The organism is Pseudomonas furukawaii (assembly GCF_002355475.1).
Taxonomy (GTDB): Bacteria; Pseudomonadota; Gammaproteobacteria; order Pseudomonadales; family Pseudomonadaceae; genus Metapseudomonas; species Metapseudomonas furukawaii.
In genome coordinates, this window is sequence record NZ_AP014862.1 from 4,045,762 (window position 1) to 4,068,403 (window position 22,642).

Below are 22,642 nucleotides of genomic sequence, written 5' to 3' on the forward strand. Positions count from 1 at the left end.
TCCCTGAAATCCCCCCAGCTCAGCCCACTACCCGAGCGGACTTCAACGCGGCAATCGCGGCCTCGTCCAGGCCCAGTTCCCTGAGCACCTCCATCGTATGGCTGCCCAGGGCGCCACCGGCATGGCGAGGCGGCGGCAGGCCGGCGGAGAACTTGATCGGGCAGGCGATCTGCCGCTGCGGCGCCTGCCCTTCGCGGGGCACCTCCTGCACCAGGCCCCGGGCGCGAATCTGCGGGTGTTCCACCGCCTCCGAGAGCGGCAGCATGGGCTCGACGCAGGCGTCCAGGCCGGCGAACAGCGCCTGCCATTCGGCGAAGTCGCGCTTCTCGAACTCGATCTCGATGGCCCGTTTCAGCGCCCGCTGGTCTTCCGCGTTCGGCGACAGCCCCTTGGCCGCCAGCTCGGGACGGCAGATGGCGGCGCAGAAGGGTTCCATGAACTGCGGTTCCAGGCTGCCCACCGAGAACCAGCGGCCATCGCGGGTGCGGTAGTAGTCGTAGAAGCTGCCACCGTTCAGCGCCTGGTTCTCCATGTCCGGCTCCACCCCGGCTCCCAGGTAGCCGGCACCAGCCATGCCGTGCAGGGCGAAGGCGCAGTCGGTCATGCTCACGTCCACCTGTTGCCCCTCCCCCGTCGCCTGGCGATGGATCACCGCCGCCAGCAGCCCCATCACCCCGTGCAGCGAGCCACCGGCGATATCCGCCAGTTGCACGCCGAGCGGCAGCGGCCCGCTGTCACGGCGCCCGGTGTAGCTGGCGATGCCGGAAAGGGCCAGGTAGTTGATGTCATGGCCGGCGCGGTCGCGGTAGGGGCCGGTCTGGCCGTAACCGGTGATGGACAGGTAGATCAGCCGGGGATTGATGGCCTTCAAGGCCTCGTAACCCAGCCCCAATCGCTCCATCACGCCGGGGCGGAACTGCTCCAGGACGATGTCGTACTCCTTCACCAGCCGCCCGACGATTTCCACCGCCTCCGGCCGCTTCAGGTCCAGCGCGATGCTGCGCTTGTTGCGGTTCAGGTAGGCGTGGCTGGTGGACTGGCCCCCATCGTGGGGCGGCAGCAGGCGCACCAGGTCCATCCGGGTGGGCGACTCCACCCGCAGCACCTCAGCGCCCATGTCGGCCAGCAGCAGCGAGGCGAAGGGACCGGGCAGCAAGGTGGAGAAGTCGAGGATCTTCAGCGAGGACAATGGGCCTTTCATGGCAGCTCCTTGAGTCGTGCCCCTACAGTGTGAACATTTTGCGCGCGTCGGCATGAGACAACCCGTCCCGGCGCGCGCTCGACCGGCACGGCATATCCGGGGGCCCGGGTCGTGCCGCAGGTTAGGCGCCGGCCCCGGCCCACCTCAATGACCCCGGCGCTCAGGGCCCATTGACCCAATCGTTCAGGCCATTGGCCGGCGTCACCCGCCGGCCTCGCCGGCCATTTCGCGGGCAAAAAAAACCCGGCTTCGGGGGCCGGGTTTGAGGAACGCTCCTCGCCAGGAGGAGAACGCTGCGGTGCTAGTCGATCATGCGGTGGCCTGCGGAGCGGCGACCGGCTCTTCGAGGCGCTTGCCGCCCGACGCCAGCTCACGCTGCAGGGTGTCCTCGTCCAGTTGCTTGCACCACTTGGCGACGACGAGGGTGGCGACGCCATTGCCGATCAGGTTGGTCAGGGCGCGGGCCTCGGACATGAAGCGGTCGATACCCAGGATCAGCGCCAGGCCGGCTACCGGCAGGTGGCCCACGGCGGACAGGGTGGCGGCCAGGACGATGAAGCCCGAACCGGTGACGCCGGCGGCGCCCTTGGAGGCGACCAGCAGCACGGCCAGCAGGGTGAGCTGGTGGGTGATGTCCATCGGGGTGTCGGTGGCCTGGGCGATGAACACGGCCGCCATGGTCAGGTAGATGGAGGTGCCGTCCAGGTTGAAGGAGTAACCGGTGGGGATCACCAGGCCGACCACGGATTTCTGCGCGCCCAGCTGTTCCATTTTCTTCAGCATGCGCGGCAGGGCGGATTCGGACGAGGAAGTGCCCAGGACGATCAGCAGTTCTTCGCGGATATAGCGGATCAGGCGCACGACGCTGAAGCCGTGGGCGCGGCAGATGCCGCCCAGGACCACCAGGATGAAGAACAGGCAGGTGATGTAGAAGCACAGCATCAGTTGGCCGAGCTGCACCAGGGAGCCCACGCCGTACTGGCCGATGGTGAAGGCCATGGCACCGAAGGCACCGATGGGGGCGACCTTCATGATCATGTTGATGATGCCGAACATCACGTGGGCGATGCGGTCGATGAACTCCAGCACCGGCTTGCCGTAGTCACCCATGCGCTGCAGGGCGAAGGCGAAGATCACCGAGAAGAACAGCACCTGGAGGATGTCGCCGTTGGCGAAGGCGCCCACCACGGTGGAGGGGATCACATTGAGCAGGAAGCCGATGGTGCTCTGCTGCTCGCCGGCGGTGGCGAAGGCGGCGATGCCCTTGGTGTCCAGGGTGGTCGGGTCGATGTGCATGCCGACGCCCGGCTGGACGACATTGACCACCACCAGGCCGATGATCAGGGCGATGGTGGAGACGATCTCGAAGTACAGCAGCGCGTAGCCGCCGGTCTTGCCCACCGATTTCATGTCCTGCATGCCGGCGATGCCGCTGACCACGGTGCAGAAGATGATGGGCGCGATGGCCATCTTGATGAGTTTGACGAAGCCGTCACCCAGGGGTTTGAGCGCGACGCCGGTCTCCGGATAGAAGTGCCCCAGCAGGATGCCGACGGCGATGGCGACGATGACCTGGACGTACAGGCTCTTGTAGAACGGTTGGCGGGACATGGCAGTGTTCCTTATCAAGTGATCCCGACCCGTTTCCTTCCGAAGGCCTGGCGTCACCGTGATCGACGTATCTCCCTCACCAGGAGACTTTTGTTGTTGTGCGGTCCAGTCGAATGGACGGCACTGTCTCCATAGCAGCCGCTGTGCCAACTCTTTGAATTAGAATAAATCCTTTATTTTCAATAACTTAACAATTAACCCAGGCAGGCGAAGCCACTGTTCCAGGCGGATATCCGCCAGGTGCCAAGGGGGATTTCCGCCATCCTCGCCCTTGTGGGGCCGGCCAGGCACGCCCTACCATCGGTCTCCCCAACACGGATTTCCCAGCCATGCGCGAGCGCACCATCGCCAGCCATTTCGTTCGCGCCGCCCTGCGGGGCGCCGAGCGTCGAGGCCTGGATTGCGCCCCGCTGCTGCGCATCGCCGGCATCCAGCCCGCGCTGCTGGAGGAGCCCCGGGCGCGCATCGCCCCCGAGCAGTTCGCACGGCTCGTCCAGGTGCTCTGGGAGGCGCTGGACGACGAGTACATGGGCTTTGGCCTGCAACGCAGCAAGCGCGGCACCTTCGCCATGATGTGCCACGCCATCATCCATTGCCGCAGCCTGGAGAAAGCCCTGCTCCGGGGCACCCTGTTCTACGGGCTCTTTCCCGACGCCCCTCGCATCCAGCTGGAGCGGGACGGCGACTTCGCCGTGCTCACGGTGGACGACTCGCCGCTCTGGGACCCGGACCACTTCCTGGTGGAAAGCCTGCTGGTGATCTGGCATCGGCTCGGAAGCTGGCTCATCGGCCAGCGCATCCGCCTGGAAGAGGCCCGCTTCCACTATGCGGAGCCGGCCCACTCGGCAGAGTACGAACTGCTCTTTCCCAATCCTCGGGTCTTCGGCGCGACACGCACCTGCCTGCGCTTCCATGCCCGCTACCTGGCCATGCCGCTGCTGCAGGACGAGCGCACCCTCAAGCAGTTCCTCCTGCACTCCCCGGCTGACCTGCTGGCCCGCCCCGACGGCGGCGATAGCCTGATCAGCCAGATCCGACGCCTGCTGGGCCGCGACTGCCGACTCTGGCCGGACCTGGAAGCGGTGGCCCATCAGCTCCATACCAGTCCGCAGACCCTGCGCCGGCACCTGCGGGAGGAAGGCACGAGCTTCCAGGAACTCAAGGACCATCTGCGTCGGGACCTGGCCATCTACCACCTGGGTCGGGACGAGCTGTCCATCCAGGACCTGGCGGAGCAGCTGGGCTTCTCCGAGCCCTCGGCCTTTCATCGCGCCTTCAAGAAGTGGACGGGGCTGACGCCCGGCGCCTACCGCGCGCAAGAAGCCTGACAAGTCCCGGTCGATCGGGCATCAGGCCTGCCGGCGTTCAAGGGTGGGGCACGCTTCACCGAACCTCAGGGCAGCGGGAAGCGCATCCTGAATTCGGCGCCCCCCAACGGGGAATCGTCGAGAAAGAGCTCGCCGTCGTAGCTTTCGATGATGTCCTTCACCACCGCAGTGCCGATGCCTTGCCCCGGATGCTGGGCATCGAGCCGCTCGCCACGCTTGAGGATGCGTTCGCGCTGGTCCACCGGCACGCCCGGCCCGTCGTCCTCCACCCGCAGCTCGCAGGTGCCGCTGGCCGCCCGGCCGCTGACGCGGATATGGCCGAGGCTCAGGCGGTAGGCGTTTTCCAGCAGGTTGCCCAGCATCTCCAGGGCCGCGCCCTGCTCCATGGGCAGCGTCAATCCGGGGTCGAAGTCGCGCTCCACTCGCACCCGCTTTTCCCGATAGACCTTGTCCAGGGCATCGCAGAGGGTGTCCAGCAGCGGCGCGAGCGGCACCTGATGGCGCACCAGGCCGCTCTTGCGCAGCGAGGCGCGCTGCAACTGGTAGCCGATCTGCTGGCTCATGCGCTCGATCTGGGTCTGCAACACCCGGGCCTGTTCCCGGTCCTCCGGGCGTGCGGCGATGGTTTCGCTCACGCCCTGGAGCACCGACAGCGGGGTCTTCAGGCTATGGGCCAGGTCGTCCAGGGAGTGACGGTAGCGCTCGCGCTGGCGCCGCTCGCTGTCGAGCAAGCGGTTGAGGGACCGGGTCAGGCGCAGCAGTTCACGGGGATGATCGTCGCTGAGGCGTCCACGGCTGCCGGCCTCCACCTGGTCCAGTTCGGCGGAGAGCTCCCGCAGGCTGCGAAAACCCCAGGTCAGGCCGAACCAGAGCAAAGCCAGCAGCACCGCCAGGGCCACGCCAAGCCCCAGGTAGAGCTGGCGCATGAAGCTGTCGTACAACGTCCGGTAGTCGCTGACCGGCTGCATGGTGACCACACTGAAGGCGGCTTTCTGGCCCCGCAGCAGGTCCACCTCCACGTCGTAGACGAAGTATTCGTGGCCGCCGGAGTCGGTGGCCCGGAGAAACTCGTGGCCCTGGCCGTCGTAGCGCGGGCGGTAGTGGAGCGCCTCGTCACGGGAAGACCGGGACTGCCAGACCAGGTTGCCATCGCTGTCGAAGATGTAGCCGAGCTGGCTGGCCTCCAGATTGTCGAATTCCTCGTTCGGCAGCTTGTCGGGCATTTCCAGGTGGCCGCCCTCCACCCGCGCGGCGGCAATCAGCGCGCTGGCATCGGCCGCCAGGCGCTGCTGGATGGACTGTTCCAGGGTAATCACGAAGGCCCCGCGCAGGGCCGGCAGCAGCGCCAGCATGAACAGCGCGGCCATGGCGGCGGCGCCCAGCATAAGGCGCAGGCGCAGGGAAGCGCCGAGGAACCGAAGCAGGCGCTTGAAGCCCAGGCTCATCGGCAGCGCTCGGTGAACAGGTAGCCCTGGCCGCGCACGGTGTCGATGGGCTTGAAGCCCTTGCCGTTATCCAGCTTGCGACGCAGGCGGCCCACCAGCACCTCGATCACATTGGGGTCGCGCTCCTCGTCATTCGGGTAGAGCTGCTCCATCAGCCGCTCCTTGGCCACCACCTGCTGGTGATGCCGCATGAGGTATTCGAGGATGCGGTACTCGTAGGCCGTCAGCGGCACCGTCTCGCCGTTCAGCTGGGCCTGCTTGCGATTGATGTCCAGCAGCAGCGGGCCGGCCTCGATGGTGGCCTGGACGAAACCGGAAGAACGCCGCAACAGGGCGTTGAGGCGGGCCTCCAGCTCCTCGAACTGGAAGGGTTTCACCACATAGTCATCGGCACCGGCAGCCAGGCCTTCCACCTTGTCCTGCCAGTTGCCCCGGGCGGTGAGGATGAGGATGGGGAAGGTCTTGCCCTGGCTGCGCAGTTGGCGGATCAGGTCCAGGCCGCTGATCCCGGGGAGCCCCAGGTCGATCATCGCCAGGTCATGGTGGTATTCGGCGGCGCGGTAGAGGGCTTCCTCGGCGTCAGGCACGGCGTCCACCACGTGCCCCTGCTCGCCCAGGCGGGTGTAGAGATGGTGGCGCAGCAGCGCCTCGTCTTCCACCACCAGCAGTTTCATGGGCTGTTCTCCCTGTCAGTGAAGCGGCCGGGCGCCGGGCCCGGCCTGTCGTGGTAGATGGTAGAGGGTTCAGAACTTGTAGTTGGCGCCGATGTAGGCCTGGCCGCTGCTGTGCAGGTCCAGGGATCCCAGGCGCGGACCGCCGTGTTCGCCCATGTCGGTGCTGACGTTGGTGCGCAGGTAGCGGTAGCCCGCCTCGATCGACGCGTTCTTGCTGATGTCCTGCAGGATACCGGCCTGCAGACCAGCAGCGTAGTTGATGTTGCTGTCGCGGCTGTAGCCCTTGCTTTCCTGCTCCAGCTTCACCAGGCCCAGGGTGGCGCCACCGAACAGCTTGGTGTTGTAGTCACCCACCGGCACGAAGAGGTCATAGCTGCCGAGCAGGTTCTGCTGGCGCAGCTTGTAGCCGCTGTCGGTATCGGAAAAGTTCTCGTAGGTCATGTAGTAGCGACCGCCGTCGGTCTGCTGGCCGGCGCGCACGCCCCAGGTGTCGGACTTGTGGATGACCTTGTCCAGTTTCGGGTTGTTCAGGTTCGCGTTCAGCGAGTCGGATTTCTGGATGTTGTTGTTGGTCTGGCCCCAGGTCAGGCCAGCGAAGTTGTCGGCGGCCTGGGCACCCACTGCGGCGAAGGCCAGGGCGGAGGCAAGGGCGATACGGCTGAAGGTGCGGTTCATGCTGTGGTTCCTCATCGAGTGATCGGGTATCGGTTGAACTCGGAGCCAGATTGCCCCCCGACCACTGAACCGCGCCTGAACCCTCCTTGAACCTTGGCTGAACGAAATTGCCTACAGCGTCTGAAGATATTTCGCAGGATCGAATTCATCCCACCAGGCGTGTCGCCGCAAAAGACGCGCAAAAAAAAACGGGAGCCCATCCAGGCTCCCGCACTCAATTCAGAGAAAATGTCCGGAGACGGCACTGCCGTGATTCCAGACTACAACCTCACCTGCGTTCCAGAAGAAACGCAGGGCTAGTCTGGCAAAAACCGGGGGGACGCTTCCGTTTCGCTTTGTTTGCCATTTGCAAACATATGTAAACGGGAGGACCGCTGGCCGTTTACCGCGCCGCCGGGCAGAATCCCGCCATGACTTCGACTCACCCCATCTGCTGCGGCCCCCTCGACGCCACCTCGCCCTTTCCCCAGGCCTTGCCGGGGCTGGTGATGCGATCCTGCGCCTTCGATCCGGCCCTGCTGGCCGCCGATGCCTTCGTCCAGCACGGCATCCCGGCGCCGGCCAGCATCCAGCGCTCGGTGGCCAAGCGGCAGGCCGAGTACTTCGCCGGGCGCCTTTGCGCCCGCGACGCCCTGCTCGCCCTCACCGGCCGCGCCGACGTCCCAGCCCTGGGGGACGACCGTGCGCCCCTCTGGCCCGAAGGCGTCAGCGGCTCCATCAGCCACAGCCACGGACTGGCGGCCGCCCTGGTGGCGGATCAACGCCAATGGCGAGGACTGGGGCTGGACCTGGAAGAACCCCTGGCCACGCCACGCGCCCTGAAGCTGGCGGCGGAAATCCTCACCCCCGCTGAACTGCGACGCCTCGCGGCCTTCACCCCGGAGCAGCAGGCCGCGCGAATCACCCTCACCTTTTCCATCAAGGAAAGCCTGTTCAAGGCCCTCTATCCCCTGGTCGGCACCCGCTTCTATTTCCAGGACGCGGAGCTGCTGGAGGCCGACGACGACGGCAGGGCCCGCCTGCGGCTGCTGATCGACCTGTCGGCGGAATGGCGGGCGGGACGTGAACTGGACGGCTGGCATTGCCTGTTCCGGGAGCGGTTGTTGAGCCTGGTGGCCGTGGAGGCCTGACCCCGCCCGATGGGGTTCGCGGAGCCGACACCCTCGCAGGCTTGCGTAGGGTGGGTCACGCTCCATCGACCCACCGCCGGGGCCTGGTGCAGGCACTGTGATGGGCTCCGCTCGAGCTGCGCGGGAAAGACTAGAGCGACTCCGCCTCGCTCTGCCGGCGCGGCCAGACCAGGCTGAAGCGGGCGCCGCCCAGGGAATCGCTGCGACCGATCTGGGCGCGGCCAGCGTGCCAGTAGATGATCCGCCGCACGATGGACAGCCCCAGGCCGTGGCCACCGGAGGCGCGGGTGCGGCTGTCGTCGAGGCGCATGAAGGGCTTGAAGATCTTCTCCCACTGGTTCTCCGGGACCCCCGGGCCGTCGTCCTCGACATCGATGCGGCAGCGCTTGTGACCGATCTGGTAGTTGAGCTGGACCCGCGACTCGGCATGGCGCATGGCGTTGCTCACCAGGTTCTGCAGGGCACGGTGCAGGTAGCGCGGCTCGGCCTCCACCCAGGCGCCGTCGCTGCCCACGTTCAGGCACAGGCCGCGCTCGATGCGCACGCTGGCGCGCAGGGGGGACAGCTCGGCGATCACCTGGTCGAACAGCGCATCCAGGTCCACCCGCTGGAAATGCAGCGCCGGCGAGCCCTGCTCCAGACGGGCGTAGGTCAGCATCTCGTCCACCAGTTTGTCCAGCTCCTGGATATCGCCGTCCATGCCGTCCATGTACTTGCGCCGGGCCGACTCGGTCTCGGCGTCGGCGATCATCTCCAGGCCGAAGCGCAGTCGCGCCACCGGCGTACGCAGTTCATGGGACACCGCGCGAATCAGCTCCCGCTGCAGGGAGATCAGCCGTTGCAACTGCTCCGCCATCCCGTTGAAGGCCGCCGCCAGCCGCCCCACCGAGTCCGCCCCTCTGGCCGGCACGCGTGCGTCCAGCTTGCCCTGGGCGATGGCCGTGGCGGCACTCTCCAGCCCCATCAACCGATGCTCCAGCTGGCGTACCAGGAAATACACGGTCAGGCCGATCAGGGTCAGGCCGAGGAAACCGATCAGCACCAGCATCTGCGGCGGGTAGGGGTTCATCTGGTGCAATGGCCCCAGCTCCAGCACCCAGGGCGTGTCCACCATGCCGGCGAACACCCGGATCGAGTCGCCGTCCTTGCCCAGGGCCATCACCGTGTCGCCCTCGTCCACCCGGCGGCGCTGGTCATCGTCCAGGTCCGCGCTCTTCAGCGGGATCAGGCGCATGGGAAAACCGAACTGCTTGTTCTCCTTCAGCGACGCAAGGCGGTGGGGCTGCTCGTTGACGGGGAAGCGCACCAGCTCGTCCATCAGCAGGTAGACGGTGGCCCGTGCCAGTTGCTCGCTGATCTGCTCCACATCGCCGGTCAGCATCAGCCGCTCACCCACGCTGACCAGGCTGTAGACCCGCGCCGCGTGGGGGCCGGTCTGCTCCACCAGCACCTGGCCACGCGCCAGGCGATTGCGGGCGCCGCTGTCCAGCTTCGCACCGTCCATGGGCCGCAACTCCAGCGGAATGCCCAGCAACCGGCCCCAGAGCACCACGGCGCGGCGACGCTCTACCTCGTTCATGGGCTGAAGGTTGTCCGACATCAGGCGGAAGGTGCCCCGCGCCAGACTTTCGCGGTACTGGTCCGCCCGCACCTGGTTGACCTGGTGAATGGTGAAGATGCCCAGCAGCGCCACCAACACCAGGGTGACCAGCATGCCGCCATAGATGCGCAGGAAAATGGAGTTCATGGACGTTCGCCCGTGCGGCGGCCGGTGGCCGCGTCGTCAGAGACCTTCGGCGGCCTCTTTGACAAAGAGATAGCCCTTGCTGCGCACCGTCTTGATCAGGCGCGGGTGCATGGGGTCGTCACCGATCTTCGGACGAATGCGGGAAATGCGCACGTCGATGGAGCGGTCCTGGCCGTCGTACTCGATGCCTCGCAGGGAATTGAAGATCTCCTCCCGCGAGAGGATGCGTCCGGCGTTCACCGCCAGCAGCCAGAGCAGGTCGAACTCGGCGCTGGTCAGCTCGATGCCGCGCTCGCTGAGCCAGGCCTCGCGCATGGCGCTGTCGATCACCAGCGGGCCGAACTCCAGGCGGCGCGGATTCTCCGGCGCCGGCGCCTCGCTGGCGGCCTCGCTGCGCCGCAACAGCGCACGGATGCGCGCCAGCAGCACACGCGGGCGCACGGGCTTGCATACGTAGTCGTCGGCCCCCAGCTCGAGGCCCAGCACCTGGTCCATGTCGTCGGTACGTGCGGTGAGCATCAGGATGGGCCCGTCGAACTGGCCCTGCAGCTTGCGGCAGATGGACAGGCCGTCCTCCCCCGGCAGCATCAGGTCCAGCACCACCAGGTCCGGGCGCTCCTTGAGGATGCGCGCCACCGCCTGGCCGCCGTCGGACTCGATGGCGACCCGCAGGCCGTTGCCCTCCAGGTACTCGCGGGTCAGTTCGGCCAGCCGCTGATCATCTTCGACAATAAGGACCCGCCAGGCTTCTTGCTCCACCACGCACTCCCCGAGACTGCATCAGGACCATCGAAAAAAGGCTCGCATTGTATCAATGCCGGGCGGATAGCACAGCGCATGCCAAATCAAGCACAAAACACAAGATATTGTGTTAGCTTGCGACGCCGTCGACAGCCAGGTGCAGCCCGAAAAAGGTGCCACTGGGCGGCGACGAACGGCAAAGCCTAGAGCCACCGGGGCTTTCCCTCCGTTACCCCGCAGTCACCCACAAATCACCCACAACTTATCCACAGGCTAGATGTAGTGGGTCGCCTTGCAATGACCCCGGCACCGCATTATCTTGTACCCCCATCAAGCTCAGCCCCTACATATTGGGGTAAGGGCGTAACACCGGACACAACTAGAATCAAGCGCTAACGGCCTTTTCCGAGCCTGACGACCGGTGTCAAACCAGCAGTATTCGACCCACCAACCGCCCAGCGCGGCGGGTGCCGGCCCAGGACACAGAGACGTCACCTGGGGGCCGGAAGCCGGTGCGGCGAAGAACACGCCCACCACTAGGTATTGTGTTGTCACGGCGTGTTAACACCGTGGCGATTGACTTGTAGGGCCAGGAAGGCGCTTGAGTCCTGTCCTTCTGCCTCGATGCACCACGATTCGCGCCCGGCGTCCTCGCCGTGCGCATGCGTTGTGAAAAGGGAATGAAGAACGGCTCGGGCGCCACTCAATAAATCAGAACATGGAGATCCCCATGCAGACCGACACCACTCGCGAGAACCCGCAGGCCGTGGCGCCGCAGGCCGCCGATTCCAACCAGGATCTGGCTGCCACCGCCCCCGGCCAGCTGCGCGTGATCAAGCGCAACGGCACTGTCGTCCCGTACACCGACGACAAGATCACCGTTGCCATCACCAAGGCGTTCCTCGCCGTGGAAGGCGGTACTGCCGCGGCTTCTTCCCGCATCCATGAAACCGTCGCGCGCCTGACCGAACAGGTCACCGCCACCTTCAAGCGCCGCATGCCCTCCGGCGGCACCATCCACATCGAAGAGATCCAGGACCAGGTCGAACTGGCCCTGATGCGCGCCGGCGAGCAGAAGGTCGCCCGCGACTACGTGATCTACCGCGAGGCCCGCGCCGCCGAGCGCAAGAACGCCCGCGCCGGCAGCGACGTCGCCCAGCCGCACCCGAGCATCCGCATCACCCGCGCCGATGGCTCGCTCGTCCCGCTGGACATGGGCCGCCTGACCACCATCATCAGCGAAGCCTGCGAAGCCCTGGCCGAAGTCGACGGCGCGCTGATCGAGCGTGAAACCCTGAAGAACCTGTACGACGGCGTGGCCGAGAAGGACGTCAACACCGCCCTGGTGATGACCGCCCGTACCCTGGTGGAACGTGAGCCGAACTACTCCTACGTCACCGCTCGCCTGCTGATGGACACCCTGCGCGCCGAAGCCCTGGGCTTCCTGGGCGTCGCCGAAAGCGCCACCCACCACGAAATGGCCGACCTCTACGCCAAGGCCCTGCCGGCCTACGTGGAAAAGGGCATCGAGTTCGAACTGCTCGATCCCAAGCTGAAGTCCTTCGACCTGGAGAAACTGGGCCGCGCCCTGAACCACGAGCGCGACCAGCAGTTCACCTACCTCGGCCTGCAGACCCTGTACGACCGCTACTTCATCCACAAGGACGGCATCCGCTTCGAACTGCCGCAGGTCTTCTTCATGCGCGTGGCCATGGGCCTGGCCATCGAGGAGCCGCAGAAGGAAGAGCGCGCCATCGAGTTCTACAACCTGCTGTCGTCCTTCGACTACATGTCGTCCACCCCGACCCTGTTCAACGCCGGCACCCTGCGTCCGCAGCTCTCCAGCTGCTACCTGACCACCGTTCCGGACGACCTGTCGGGCATCTACAACGCCATCCACGACAACGCCATGCTGTCCAAGTTCGCCGGCGGCCTCGGCAACGACTGGACCCCAGTGCGCGCGCTGGGCTCCTACATCAAGGGCACCAACGGCAAGTCCCAGGGCGTCGTCCCCTTCCTGAAAGTGGTCAACGACACCGCCGTGGCCGTGAACCAGGGTGGCAAGCGCAAGGGCGCCGTCTGCGCCTACCTGGAAACCTGGCACCTGGACATCGAGGAATTCCTCGAGCTGCGCAAGAACACCGGTGACGACCGCCGCCGTACCCACGACATGAACACCGCGAACTGGATTCCGGACCTGTTCATGAAGCGCGTGTTCGAAGACGGCACCTGGACCCTCTTCTCCCCGGCCGACGTACCGGACCTGCACGACCTCTACGGCAAGGCCTTCGAGGAGCGCTACGAGTACTACGAAGCCCTGGCCACCTACGGCAAGCTCAAGCTGCACAAGGTCATCCAGGCCAAGGACCTGTGGCGCAAGATGCTCTCCATGCTGTTCGAGACCGGCCACCCCTGGCTGACCTTCAAGGACCCGTGCAACCTGCGCAGCCCGCAGCAGCACGTGGGCGTGGTCCACAGCTCGAACCTGTGCACCGAGATCACCCTGAACACCAACAAGGACGAGATCGCCGTGTGCAACCTGGGTTCCGTGAACCTGGTGAATCACATCATCGACGGCAAGCTGGACGTCGAGAAACTCGGCCGCACCGTCAAGACCGCCGTACGCATGCTCGATAACGTCATCGACATCAACTACTACTCGGTCGACCAGGCGCGCAACTCCAACCTCAAGCACCGTCCGGTGGGCCTGGGCATCATGGGCTTCCAGGACGCCCTGTACCTGCAGCACATCGCCTACGGTTCCGACGCCGCCATCGACTTCGCCGACAAGTCCATGGAAGCCATCAGCTACTTCGCCATCCAGGCCTCCTGCGACCTGGCCGACGAGCGCGGCGCCTACGAGACCTTCCAGGGCTCCCTGTGGTCCCAGGGCATCCTGCCGATCGACTCCCAGAAGCTGCTGATCGAAGCCCGTGGCGCCAAGTACATCGAAGTCGACCAGAGCGAGAGCCTGGACTGGGCCCCGGTGCGCGAGCGCGTCAAGAAAGGCATCCGCAACTCCAACATCATGGCCATCGCCCCGACCGCGACCATCGCCAACATCACTGGCGTATCGCAGTCCATCGAGCCGACCTACCAGAACCTCTACGTGAAGTCGAACCTCTCCGGCGAGTTCACCGTGATCAACCCCTACCTGGTGCACGACCTTAAGGCGCGCGGCCTGTGGGACCCGGTCATGGTCAACGACCTGAAGTACTACGACGGCTCCGTGCAGCAGATCGAGCGCATCCCGCAAGACCTGAAGGACCTGTACGCCACCGCCTTCGAAGTCGAGACCAAGTGGATCGTCGACGCCGCCAGCCGCCGCCAGAAGTGGATCGATCAGGCCCAGTCCCTGAACCTCTACATCGCCGGCGCCTCCGGCAAGAAGCTGGACGTGACCTACCGCATGGCCTGGTACCGTGGCCTGAAGACCACCTACTACCTCCGTGCCCTGGCCGCCACCAGCACCGAGAAGTCCACCATCAACACCGGCAAGCTGAACGCCGTGAGCTCGGTGATCGACGAAGGCCTGCAGGCCGCTCCGCAGCCGGCTCCGGTACCCCAGGCCTGCTCCATCGACAACCCCGACTGCGAAGCCTGCCAGTAAGCGCGCGCCGCTCAGCGGCGCGCTCGATCAAGGGCAAGACTCCTCCCCTCTCCCTCCGGGAGAGGGGCCGGGGGTGAGGGAAACCTCAGCAACACCGAATCCGAACAGCACGTCCACACACCGGGCGTGCAGGCCAGGCAAAGCACCGCCGGCCAGATCATCGCTTTAGCGTGCAACCATACTCACGCATCCAGACACCAGGAGAGGAACCATGCTCAGCTGGGACGAATTCGACAAAGAAGACCCCACCGAAGCCAAAGCCGCGCCCGCCATCGCCCAGGCCGCCGCACAGAACGCCGACAAGCTCGACGACGAAGCCGCCGGCTCCGTGCAGGACGCCCGCGCCGTTTCCGCTGACGACTCCGATGCCGTCGCCCGCGCCAAGAAGGCCCTCGACGACCTCGACATCCAGGAAGGCCTGGACGACCTGGAAGGCTCCGCCGCCCGCGTACAGGTGGGCGACAAGCAGATGATCAACGCCCGTGCCGACCTCAACCAGCTCGTACCCTTCAAGTACGACTGGGCCTGGCAGAAGTACCTGGACGGCTGCGCCAACCACTGGATGCCCCAGGAAGTGAACATGAACGCCGACATCGCTCTGTGGAAGAGCAAGGACGGCCTCAGCGAAGACGAGCGCCGCATCGTCAAGCGTTCCCTGGGCTTCTTCTCCACCGCCGACTCCCTGGTTGCCAACAACCTGGTCCTGGCCGTGTACCGCCTCATCACCAACCCCGAATGCCGCCAGTACATCCTGCGCCAGGCCTTCGAAGAGGCGATCCACACCCACGCCTACCAGTACTGCATCGAGTCCCTGGGCATGGATGAAGGCGAGATCTTCAACATGTACCACGAGATTCCGAGCGTCGCGAAAAAGGCCTCCTGGGGCCTCAAGTACACCCGCTCCATCTCCGATCCCAAGTTCGAGACCGGCACCCCGGAAACCGACCGCCAGTTCCTGCGCAACCTGATCGCCTACTACTGCGTACTGGAAGGCATCTTCTTCTACTGCGGCTTCACCCAAATCCTCTCCATGGGCCGCCGCAACAAGATGACCGGCACCGCCGAGCAGTTCCAGTACATCCTGCGTGACGAGTCCATGCACCTGAACTTCGGCATCGACATGATCAACCAGATCAAGATCGAGAACCCGCACCTGTGGGATGCCCAGATGAAGGACGAAGCCACCCAGATGATCCTCCAGGGCACCCAGCTCGAGATCGAATACGCACGCGACACCATGCCGCGCGGCGTACTGGGCATGAACGCCGCGATGATGGAGGACTACCTCAAGTTCATCGCCAACCGCCGCCTGACCCAGATCGGCCTGAAAGAGGAATACCCGGGCGCCAGCAACCCCTTCCCGTGGATGAGCGAGATCATGGACCTGAAGAAGGAGAAGAACTTCTTCGAGACCCGCGTGATCGAGTACCAGACCGGTGGCGCGCTGAGCTGGGATTGATTCCGGGTCACGTAGTTTTTCAACAAACACTGAAACTTTTTCACTGAATGTTGAAACGAATGCACCGAGGCGGTGCACAGCCGCTGCCTGGGGAGGCAGCGGCGACAGCCATCCACGGGCGGCTGTAGTAACAGGGCAAGGCCATTAGCCCCAAAGGAGTTGGGGTAGAAAGGAGTAAGAAAAAGGGCCGGTGAGCAACGCTCACCGGCCCTTTTTCATTGGTATGTGGTTCGCTTGCTGCCACTATTAAGGACACTAGCACCTTAGGGCGGCCGAAGCCTTTGGCCGGGATAAGTCGGGACGCCGCATCAGGCTGGCCCAGACGTGCACGTCGATGGTCATCAGTGGCGATAACGACACCAGCACTGCCGTCCAGAACTGGTTCCCGCTAATTGGCCAGCTTCTCAACGCGCCGTTCGTTTTATATCCACCATCGGGGATAGCCTGCAACACCAGTACCCGGAACTGTCAGCCCAGCACATCGCCGACCTCATTGCGCGCACATCCAAATAACGACGCCGACCTCCGCTTTTGACTGCGAATCCTTGCGCCCATTTGATGGATGCGGCCGGCCTAAAGGGCGCGCAATCAACTTACTGGCAGATGGCTCATCTTATCCAGGCGAGCTACTTCCCAGGCGTCTCCCCTCGCCATCGAGGGTGCGTAGGGTTTTCGCCAGGTACAGCGCCACTGCATTTGGTGCCCAGTTTCCGGCCGGTTCAAGCAGGCGCCGGCGCACGAAACGATAGTCCCGGAGTGGAGCCTTCAGCGCCTCCGCAATGCCACCGTCGCGCTCGGCCAGTTCGGCGAAGCGTCGCTCGATGTCAGTATCCAGTGCGGTGAGCGCCTGCTCGTCGAGAATCCAGATATCGCCCCCGAAGTTAGGGAAGGAGGCCATCTGGTATGACAGCAGCATCCGTCCGATATCGTGGCTGAGCACATGCAGCCCGCTTTGCGCCTGCGCCACCTCGGGCGCAGCGCCGTAGCGTTCGGATAGCGATTTTTCCAGGTGAACATGTGCCTCTATGAGGCCCGGCAACCAGCGTGCGTAGGCGGGCCACACCGAACGCAAGTCTGCGACGCTCTGCGGCAAGTTCTTGAGGTGGGCAACCGCATCATCGAGCCGGCGAACTTGTTCGGAGAGCGAGGCATCGTCGGCTTGCTCGGACAACTCGCGCAGCCGTTTCAAGTTTTGGGTGAAGGCCTCGAGGTTCTCGGTCTCGTAGGGCATGCCGTTGAGGTTGTAGTAGAGCAGCACGTTGGCCGTCGCCATCGTCGCCATCGTGCGCATCTCCTGAAGCGCTTGGCGGTCCGGGGCCCCCAGCGCCTCGCCCCTGGCGCAAGCCAGCAGCATCAGTATCAGCAAGTAGTTCAGCAAACGGCTTTTATCGTTATTGTCGCGTTTCAAGACGCTCATCCTTCACCAGCTTTGTCGGTACCTATCCCGCGAGCGACGACTCAAGTCCCTACTCAGACTTGAAGAGAGTATCGTCGAGCTACTCTGGGCATCAGCTGAAATCCCCATCGGTCAATACCGACCAATCGCGCCACTGTTCAATCTCCCTAGCCACCGCCGCAAGCTTTCCTGTCACCACCTGCAGGGCGTCGGAACCTGCCAGATAGCGCAATGGCGGACTTTCTTCGGCAGCCAACCGCACCAGAACAGCTCCCAGCTTGGCCGGGTCGCCTTTCTGCCTATGGTTATTGGTCTCCGACGAAGCCCTGATCTTCCTGCTGAACTCGGCGTAGTCCTCCAGACCCTTTCCGCCCAGGACAGCCGAGGTGCCATCGAGGAAATCGGTGCGAAACGCCCCCGGCTCGACGATAGTGACGCGGATGCCGAACTGCGCCACTTCCTGCACGAGCGCTTCGGAGAAGCCCTCCACTGCAAACTTCGCCGAGCAGTACAACGCGGCGCCGCCCATGCCAGCCAGGCCGGCGATCGACGAGACATTGAAGATGTGCCCGGCCCGCTGCCGACGCATCACAGGCAACACAGCGCGGCACACGTGAAAAATGCCGAAGACGTTGGTTGCGAACTGCCGCTCGGCCGCCTCAGCGTCGTTCTCCTCGAATGGTCCCAATTGACCATAGCCGGCGTTGTTCACCACCACATCGACACGTCCGAAATGCCGCACCGCCTCCTCAACCACCGCAGCAGCTTGGCCTTCATCAGTCACGTCTAGTTGCAGCGGCAGCACACGGTCTCCGTAGCGCGCATACAGCACCTCGAGTTGAGCGAGATCGCGCCCCGTCGCCACTACGTTGGCTCCGGCCTCCAGCGCCGCCTTGGCGATTTCTGCGCCGATGCCACGGGAAGCCCCCGTGACGAACCATGTCTTGTTCATTGTTGTTCTCCTGGTTCGGTGGACTACGCAACCTGCCGTCACCCACATCGCAATGGCAGGTGCATTCGAAGCATATGAACAAATTTTTTATTTATGTTCAAATAGTATTCACAAGAATCTGGCGCGAAGTCGACGCCACCGCCTTGCAACCCACCCTGAGGAGTACGCCGTGCTGATCGATATCCATGCCCACCTTGTGACGAAGGGAATGCTGAATCGCCATGAGTTCTGGGGCCCGTTCATGAAAACCACCGGCTTCACCGTCGGGCACTTCTCCCTGGGCACCAAGCAGCCGTCCAAGGCACGGAACGACGCTGAAGCCGAGGCCAACTTGCTGGCACGTATGACCCACGAAAGCCGTCGCCGGCTGATGGCCGAGCGCGGCGTGGACAAGCTGGTGGTTTCCGCGCCCTCGCATGCTTTCATGTACTGGGCCGGAGAATTCGGAACCGAGTACGCGCGCATCTGCAATGACGAGATGTCCGCCTATTGCCGCCAGGACCCACAGCACTTCGACTTCTGGTGCCATGCCAACTTGGCCGAGCCGGATGCGGCGGTGCGGGAAATTGAACGCGCCGTTACCCAACTGGGCGCCAAGGGCGTCTGCGTCGGCGGCACTAACTTCAACGGCATCGAGACCCATGACGAACGCCTGTTCCCGGTCTGGGAGAAGATCGAGCAACTGGACGTGCCGGTCATGGTGCACGGCTTCAACCAGTCCATTTACTGGGGCGAGAAGCACACCGACGACAAGTTCGAGACCACGTCGATCATTGGCGACTGCGTCGACGAAACGCTGTTTTTCTGGTACCTGATCTGCGGCGGTGCGCTGGACGCATTCCCCAACCTCAAGGCTTACATCACTCATGCCGGAGGCATGGCGGTATTCCAGCTCGGCCGGCTATGCGAGTTGAACAACGCCATGGCGCCGGACGCGCGCAACCAAAGGCCGTTGATGGAGTACCTGCCGAACTTCTACTTTGATCTCGATGTACATGCGCCCGGCTTACGCCGCGGCGTAGTCGAAGTGGTCGGAGTGGACCGTCTGGTCTATGGGACAAACTTCGGGGGTGCCTATGCGCATGGCGATCTCACCGCGAACCTGGATCTGTCCGATGAAGACCGGGAGAAGATTCGCAGCGGCAATGCCATCCAACTGCTCAAACTTGATGTACCTGGCGCAATCTGATTCCGACCAGTAAAAGCTGCGGCCCGCGATGTCGTGGGCCACGCTTCCTTAAGCATCGAGGCGCTGAATCACCAACTCTGCTCGATCACCGTTCGGAGTGGTCTTGGGCGCTCCTTGCACAACCGCGACTCCAATCAAAATCCACCCGCCGCCAAGTGGCAGACGCCTACGTCCAGGGGGTGGCAGGTAACTGCCATCCCTACAGCGACCCTTAGGTGGGCGTTCGCGCAAATTCCGCGCAGAAACACAAGTTTTCGGGGTAAACGATTTCGCTCAAACCGCCATATTGTCGATCAGGCGAGTGGTACCTAGCCACGCCGCAACCATGAGGCGGGCAGGAGATAGCAGAATATCAACTGGCTCGAGGGTGGCTGCATCACGAAGGTCTAGATAGTCAATTGGAGAGAAACCAGCCTGTTCCAACCGACTCTTGGCTGTGAGAAGAGTTTGGGAGACGGGTTCTCCCATCCTAAGTGACTCGGCCGCAGCACCTAAGACTCTGGGAATTGTCGCTGCGTTAATGCGTTGATCGGGGCTGAGATAGGCGTTGCGTGAAGAAAGCGCTAGCCCATCCTCCGCGCGATCAGTTGGGCAACCTACGACTTCAACGCCTGTGTCCAGGTCATGGGCCAAGCGTCGAACCATTGCGAGTTGCTGGAAGTCTTTTTCTCCAAAAATCGCCACATCCGGACGAACCTGGTTGAAGAGCTTAAGTACTACGGTTGCGACTCCCTCAAAATGCCCCGGTCTTGTGGCACCGTCTAAGTCGCGAGTAACGCCTGATACTGAAACGCTGGTTGCGTAACCCGCCGGGTACATCGTTTCGACACTCGGTGCCCAAACCAAGCTAACACCAGCGTCTTCAAGCAGCCTTAAATCGGTCTGTTCCTGGCGTGGGTAGTCCGCATAATCCTCATTGGGACCAAACTGACGGGGGTTTACAAAAATAGACACAACAACGTGCTCTGCTCGCATGGCGGCCGCGTTTACCAATGCCAAGTGGCCGTCATGCAGTGCACCCATGGTAGGTACCAAAACCACACGACCACCTGTGCGACGAAGATCTGCAATTGCTGCTCTCAAGCAAGAAACAGTACGAGCGATTTGCATCTGACCGATGAATCCTTCTGCGCTGAGTAGTTGTTAGGCTGATACTGCCGCAACAATATGGGATTAAAATGCGCCCTGCGCTGGAGCGCGCCCAGCTGGCGGTTCGCGATCAATCATGAGTCTGGCCTGCTGTAATCATGAAAGGTGTGTTGACCGGACGCTTACAATGGAGCCAACGGCAAGGCGGTTGACTACAGTGCTTCCCGCCCAAATCAACGCGGCAAAAATGGGAAGCAGAAGGATCATCAGAGGCTCACCCCGTCGCAATCACGCCATCAGCAAGACAGGCGCAGATTGGCCAAACGCCGGCCCTGGGAACCCCTTAAGTCGACGGACCCAGATAGTACCCAACCGCAACGGCGTACTTGCCTACCTTGCGTAGCAGTGTGCTCTTCTGTTCGATGCGGCCGTTCGCGGGATTACGCCATGTGTAGACAACCTCGCCCACCTCGTTGCTCTTCAGTACGTCCAGCATCTGTATGCCAATAGGCTGCTCGTCGGCAGACTGCAGAGCGCGGAAATCAGTACCCACAAGGCGCAAGTTGAAGCCATGGGCACTGAACTTCTGCGTATCCAGATCAACGACAAATACATAGAGATCGTCGCGGATGAAATCAGCATCCAAGGCATTGATACGCTCGATGGTTTTCTGTGCGTCGGCAGCGATCGCCGCGCTGGCACGCCCAAGAAGGTCGACTGCCGCGGACTTACTGGAACGAGGCATGTAGTAACCCGCAGCGAATATTTGCTCGCCGACGCGCTGATAGAACACCCTCTTGCGCTCCGTCTTGCCATCGTTCCAGTTCAGCCAGCGATACTCGGCACTACGCACCTTCCCATCCTCCGGAACAGACAGGGCTTCCTTGAAGGCCCTATCTAACTCACCGTCGAGAACGCTGCTGACGTTCCGCCCAACCAAAATGACCGAAGGCCCTCCGCTGGCCAACATCACCCCATTGGTATCCACGACATAGACATACATCTCACCGTCGACGAACCCGCCTTGGCGACTGAAGTCAGCCAATGCGGCCGGCCCTTTGATTCTGTACAAGGCAACGGCCTTGTTCAGGAGCCGAGTCGCGCGTTCAGTTTCTTGCGCATAGTCTTCGTCGATCTGCGCAAATGCGCTGGACAAGGAAGCCAGCCCAAACAGCAGTAGCAAGACGTCACGGAAGATTGACCACATGTGTGTCCCCACCCTTCAACTGCGGTTCTTCGACAATGGGAGCCTGTTTGCTCAAAGGTTACGGCCAATGATCTCCTTCATGATTTCAGACGTACCTCCATAGATACGTGCGACACGAGCATCGACCCAAGCCCGACTGATCTTGTACTCGCTCATGAAACCGTAGCCGCCGTGCAACTGGAGGAACTCGTCGAGTAACTTGCCCTGCATCTCCGAGCCGAGCAGCTTGGCCATGGCGGCGACATCCGCCGGCAGTTCGCCACGCATCACCTTGGCCAGGCAATCGTCGACGAACACTCGCAGCATGGTTGCCTGCGCCTTGGCCTCGGCCAGCTTGAAGCGGGTGTTCTGGAAGTCCAGCACCGGCTTGCCGAACACCTTGCGTTCGCGGGTGTACTCAATGGTTTCCTCGAGCAGGGTATGGATCGACTGCGCCGCACGGATAGCGATGATCAGGCGCTCCCAGGCCAACTGGTGAGTCAGGTACTTGAAGCCCTGCCCCTCCTCGCCCAGGCGGTTACTGGCCGGCACACGCACCTCGTCGAAGAACAGCTCTGCGGTGTCCTGGCCCTTGAGACCGATCTTCTCCAACAGACGCCCCTTGGAGAAACCCTTTCGCTCCTCTTCGATGCAGATCAGCGTCAGCTCCTTGGCCGCTGGATCGAGCTTGGTGGCGGTCACCATCAACCCGGCGTTGCCGCCATTGGTGATGAAGGTCTTCTGCCCGGAAACGATGTAATCTTCGCCATCGCGGCGCGCCAGGGTGCGCATCGAGCGCAAGTCGCTGCCGATGCCCGGCTCGCTCATGGCGATCACGCCGATCAGCTCGCCGCTGACCATGCGCGGCAGCCACTTCTGCTTCTGCTCCTCGGAGCCATAGGCGACAATGTAGGGCGCAACGATCTCCGAGTGGGTGGTGAAACCCACGGCGGTGGCATTGGCCCGCGCCAGTTCCTCGATCATCACTGCGGAGTGGCCGAAATCGCCACCGGAACCGCCATATTCCTCCGGCACTGTGGAGCACAGCAAGCCAAGCTCGCCGGCCTTCAGCCAGACGTCCTTGGGCACGATGCCGTTCTTTTCCCATTCATGCAGGTGGGGCACGATCTCACGGTCGACGAAACGTCGTGCCAGCTCGCGGAACATATTGTGGTCTTCACGGAAAACGCCACGCATTGCACTTACTCC

Annotated in this window: 17 protein-coding genes; 5 read left to right on the forward strand and 12 right to left on the reverse strand. The window is 63.3% G+C overall.

Annotated elements, in window-relative coordinates; translation table 11 throughout:
* Nucleotides 1-19: 19 nt before the first annotated feature.
* Both KF707C_RS18735 and KF707C_RS18740 read right to left on the reverse strand, forming a co-directional pair.
* The gene (locus tag KF707C_RS18735) at nt 20-1,201 is read right to left on the reverse strand and encodes a CaiB/BaiF CoA transferase family protein (protein WP_003454825.1); all 1,182 of its coding nucleotides are present in this window, start codon (nt 1,199-1,201) and stop codon (nt 20-22) included.
* Nucleotides 1,202-1,510: 309 nt separating this feature from the next.
* Complete coding sequence (locus tag KF707C_RS18740) at nt 1,511-2,812, reverse strand: dicarboxylate/amino acid:cation symporter (protein ID WP_003454823.1); 1,302 nt, start codon at nt 2,810-2,812, stop codon at nt 1,511-1,513.
* Nucleotides 2,813-3,141: 329 nt separating this feature from the next.
* On the opposite strand from KF707C_RS18740, the gene KF707C_RS18745 reads away from it, so the two are divergent.
* A complete protein-coding gene (locus tag KF707C_RS18745) occupies nt 3,142-4,140 on the forward strand; it encodes an AraC family transcriptional regulator (RefSeq protein WP_003454803.1) in 999 nt (332 codons plus the stop codon).
* 65 nt (nt 4,141-4,205) lie between these two features.
* Here the strand turns inward: KF707C_RS18745 and KF707C_RS18750 are convergent, their stop codons facing one another.
* The 3 genes from KF707C_RS18750 to KF707C_RS18760 form a co-directional block, all read right to left on the reverse strand.
* Nucleotides 4,206-5,585 (reverse strand): ATP-binding protein, encoded by a 1,380-nt coding sequence (locus KF707C_RS18750; protein ID WP_003454801.1) that lies wholly within the window; start codon nt 5,583-5,585, stop codon nt 4,206-4,208.
* Nucleotides 5,582-6,259, reverse strand: a complete 678-nt coding sequence (locus KF707C_RS18755) for a response regulator (RefSeq protein ID WP_003454799.1) — start codon at nt 6,257-6,259, stop codon at nt 5,582-5,584. The genes KF707C_RS18750 and KF707C_RS18755 overlap by 4 nt, the downstream gene beginning before the upstream one ends.
* 69 nt (nt 6,260-6,328) lie before the next feature.
* Complete coding sequence (locus tag KF707C_RS18760; RefSeq protein ID WP_003454797.1) at nt 6,329-6,934, reverse strand: outer membrane beta-barrel protein; 606 nt, start codon at nt 6,932-6,934, stop codon at nt 6,329-6,331.
* 410 nt (nt 6,935-7,344) lie between these two features.
* Here KF707C_RS18760 and KF707C_RS18765 point away from each other — a divergent pair, with 410 nt between their 5' ends.
* Nucleotides 7,345-8,064 carry a 4'-phosphopantetheinyl transferase family protein gene (locus tag KF707C_RS18765; RefSeq protein WP_003454795.1) on the forward strand — a complete coding sequence of 240 codons (720 nt, stop codon included), beginning with the start codon at nt 7,345-7,347 and terminating at the stop codon, nt 8,062-8,064.
* Between the two features lie 130 nt (nt 8,065-8,194).
* Here the strand turns inward: KF707C_RS18765 and KF707C_RS18770 are convergent, their stop codons facing one another.
* Together KF707C_RS18770 and KF707C_RS18775 are read right to left on the reverse strand one after the other, a co-directional pair.
* Nucleotides 8,195-9,811: an ATP-binding protein gene (locus KF707C_RS18770; protein ID WP_003454793.1), complete on the reverse strand. Its 1,617-nt coding sequence runs from the start codon at nt 9,809-9,811 to the stop codon at nt 8,195-8,197.
* Nucleotides 9,812-9,847: 36 nt separating this feature from the next.
* On the reverse strand, nt 9,848-10,570 hold the full coding sequence (locus tag KF707C_RS18775) for a response regulator (RefSeq protein ID WP_003454791.1): 723 nt from the start codon (nt 10,568-10,570) through the stop codon (nt 9,848-9,850).
* A 712-nt stretch (nt 10,571-11,282) separates the two neighbouring features.
* Between KF707C_RS18775 and KF707C_RS18780 the strand changes: the two genes are divergently transcribed.
* Both KF707C_RS18780 and KF707C_RS18785 read left to right on the forward strand, forming a co-directional pair.
* Nucleotides 11,283-14,162, forward strand: coding sequence for a ribonucleoside-diphosphate reductase subunit alpha (locus KF707C_RS18780; protein WP_003454786.1), 2,880 nt, complete (start codon nt 11,283-11,285; stop codon nt 14,160-14,162).
* Nucleotides 14,163-14,373: 211 nt separating this feature from the next.
* Nucleotides 14,374-15,621 carry a ribonucleotide-diphosphate reductase subunit beta gene (locus tag KF707C_RS18785; protein ID WP_003454783.1) on the forward strand — a complete coding sequence of 416 codons (1,248 nt, stop codon included), beginning with the start codon at nt 14,374-14,376 and terminating at the stop codon, nt 15,619-15,621.
* A 613-nt stretch (nt 15,622-16,234) separates the two neighbouring features.
* Here KF707C_RS18785 and KF707C_RS18790 read toward each other — a convergent pair.
* Both KF707C_RS18790 and KF707C_RS18795 read right to left on the reverse strand, forming a co-directional pair.
* Complete coding sequence (locus tag KF707C_RS18790) at nt 16,235-17,029, reverse strand: hypothetical protein (RefSeq protein WP_003454781.1); 795 nt, start codon at nt 17,027-17,029, stop codon at nt 16,235-16,237.
* 100 nt (nt 17,030-17,129) lie between these two features.
* A complete protein-coding gene (locus tag KF707C_RS18795; RefSeq protein ID WP_003454779.1) occupies nt 17,130-17,969 on the reverse strand; it encodes an oxidoreductase in 840 nt (279 codons plus the stop codon).
* Nucleotides 17,970-18,138: 169 nt separating this feature from the next.
* Between KF707C_RS18795 and KF707C_RS18800 the strand changes: the two genes are divergently transcribed.
* Nucleotides 18,139-19,158, forward strand: a complete 1,020-nt coding sequence (locus KF707C_RS18800; protein ID WP_036993588.1) for an amidohydrolase family protein — start codon at nt 18,139-18,141, stop codon at nt 19,156-19,158.
* A 273-nt stretch (nt 19,159-19,431) separates the two neighbouring features.
* Here KF707C_RS18800 and panC read toward each other — a convergent pair whose 3' ends face one another.
* The 3 genes from panC to KF707C_RS18815 form a co-directional block, all read right to left on the reverse strand.
* Entirely contained in the window at nt 19,432-20,268 is an 837-nt protein-coding gene (panC, locus tag KF707C_RS18805; protein WP_081608113.1) for a pantoate--beta-alanine ligase, read from the reverse strand.
* A 322-nt stretch (nt 20,269-20,590) separates the two neighbouring features.
* Nucleotides 20,591-21,454 carry a cache domain-containing protein gene (locus KF707C_RS18810; RefSeq protein WP_003454773.1) on the reverse strand — a complete coding sequence of 288 codons (864 nt, stop codon included), beginning with the start codon at nt 21,452-21,454 and terminating at the stop codon, nt 20,591-20,593.
* A gap of 51 nt (nt 21,455-21,505) precedes the next feature.
* Complete coding sequence (locus KF707C_RS18815) at nt 21,506-22,630, reverse strand: acyl-CoA dehydrogenase family protein (RefSeq protein WP_003454770.1); 1,125 nt, start codon at nt 22,628-22,630, stop codon at nt 21,506-21,508.
* Between the last annotated feature and the right edge of the window lie 12 nt (nt 22,631-22,642).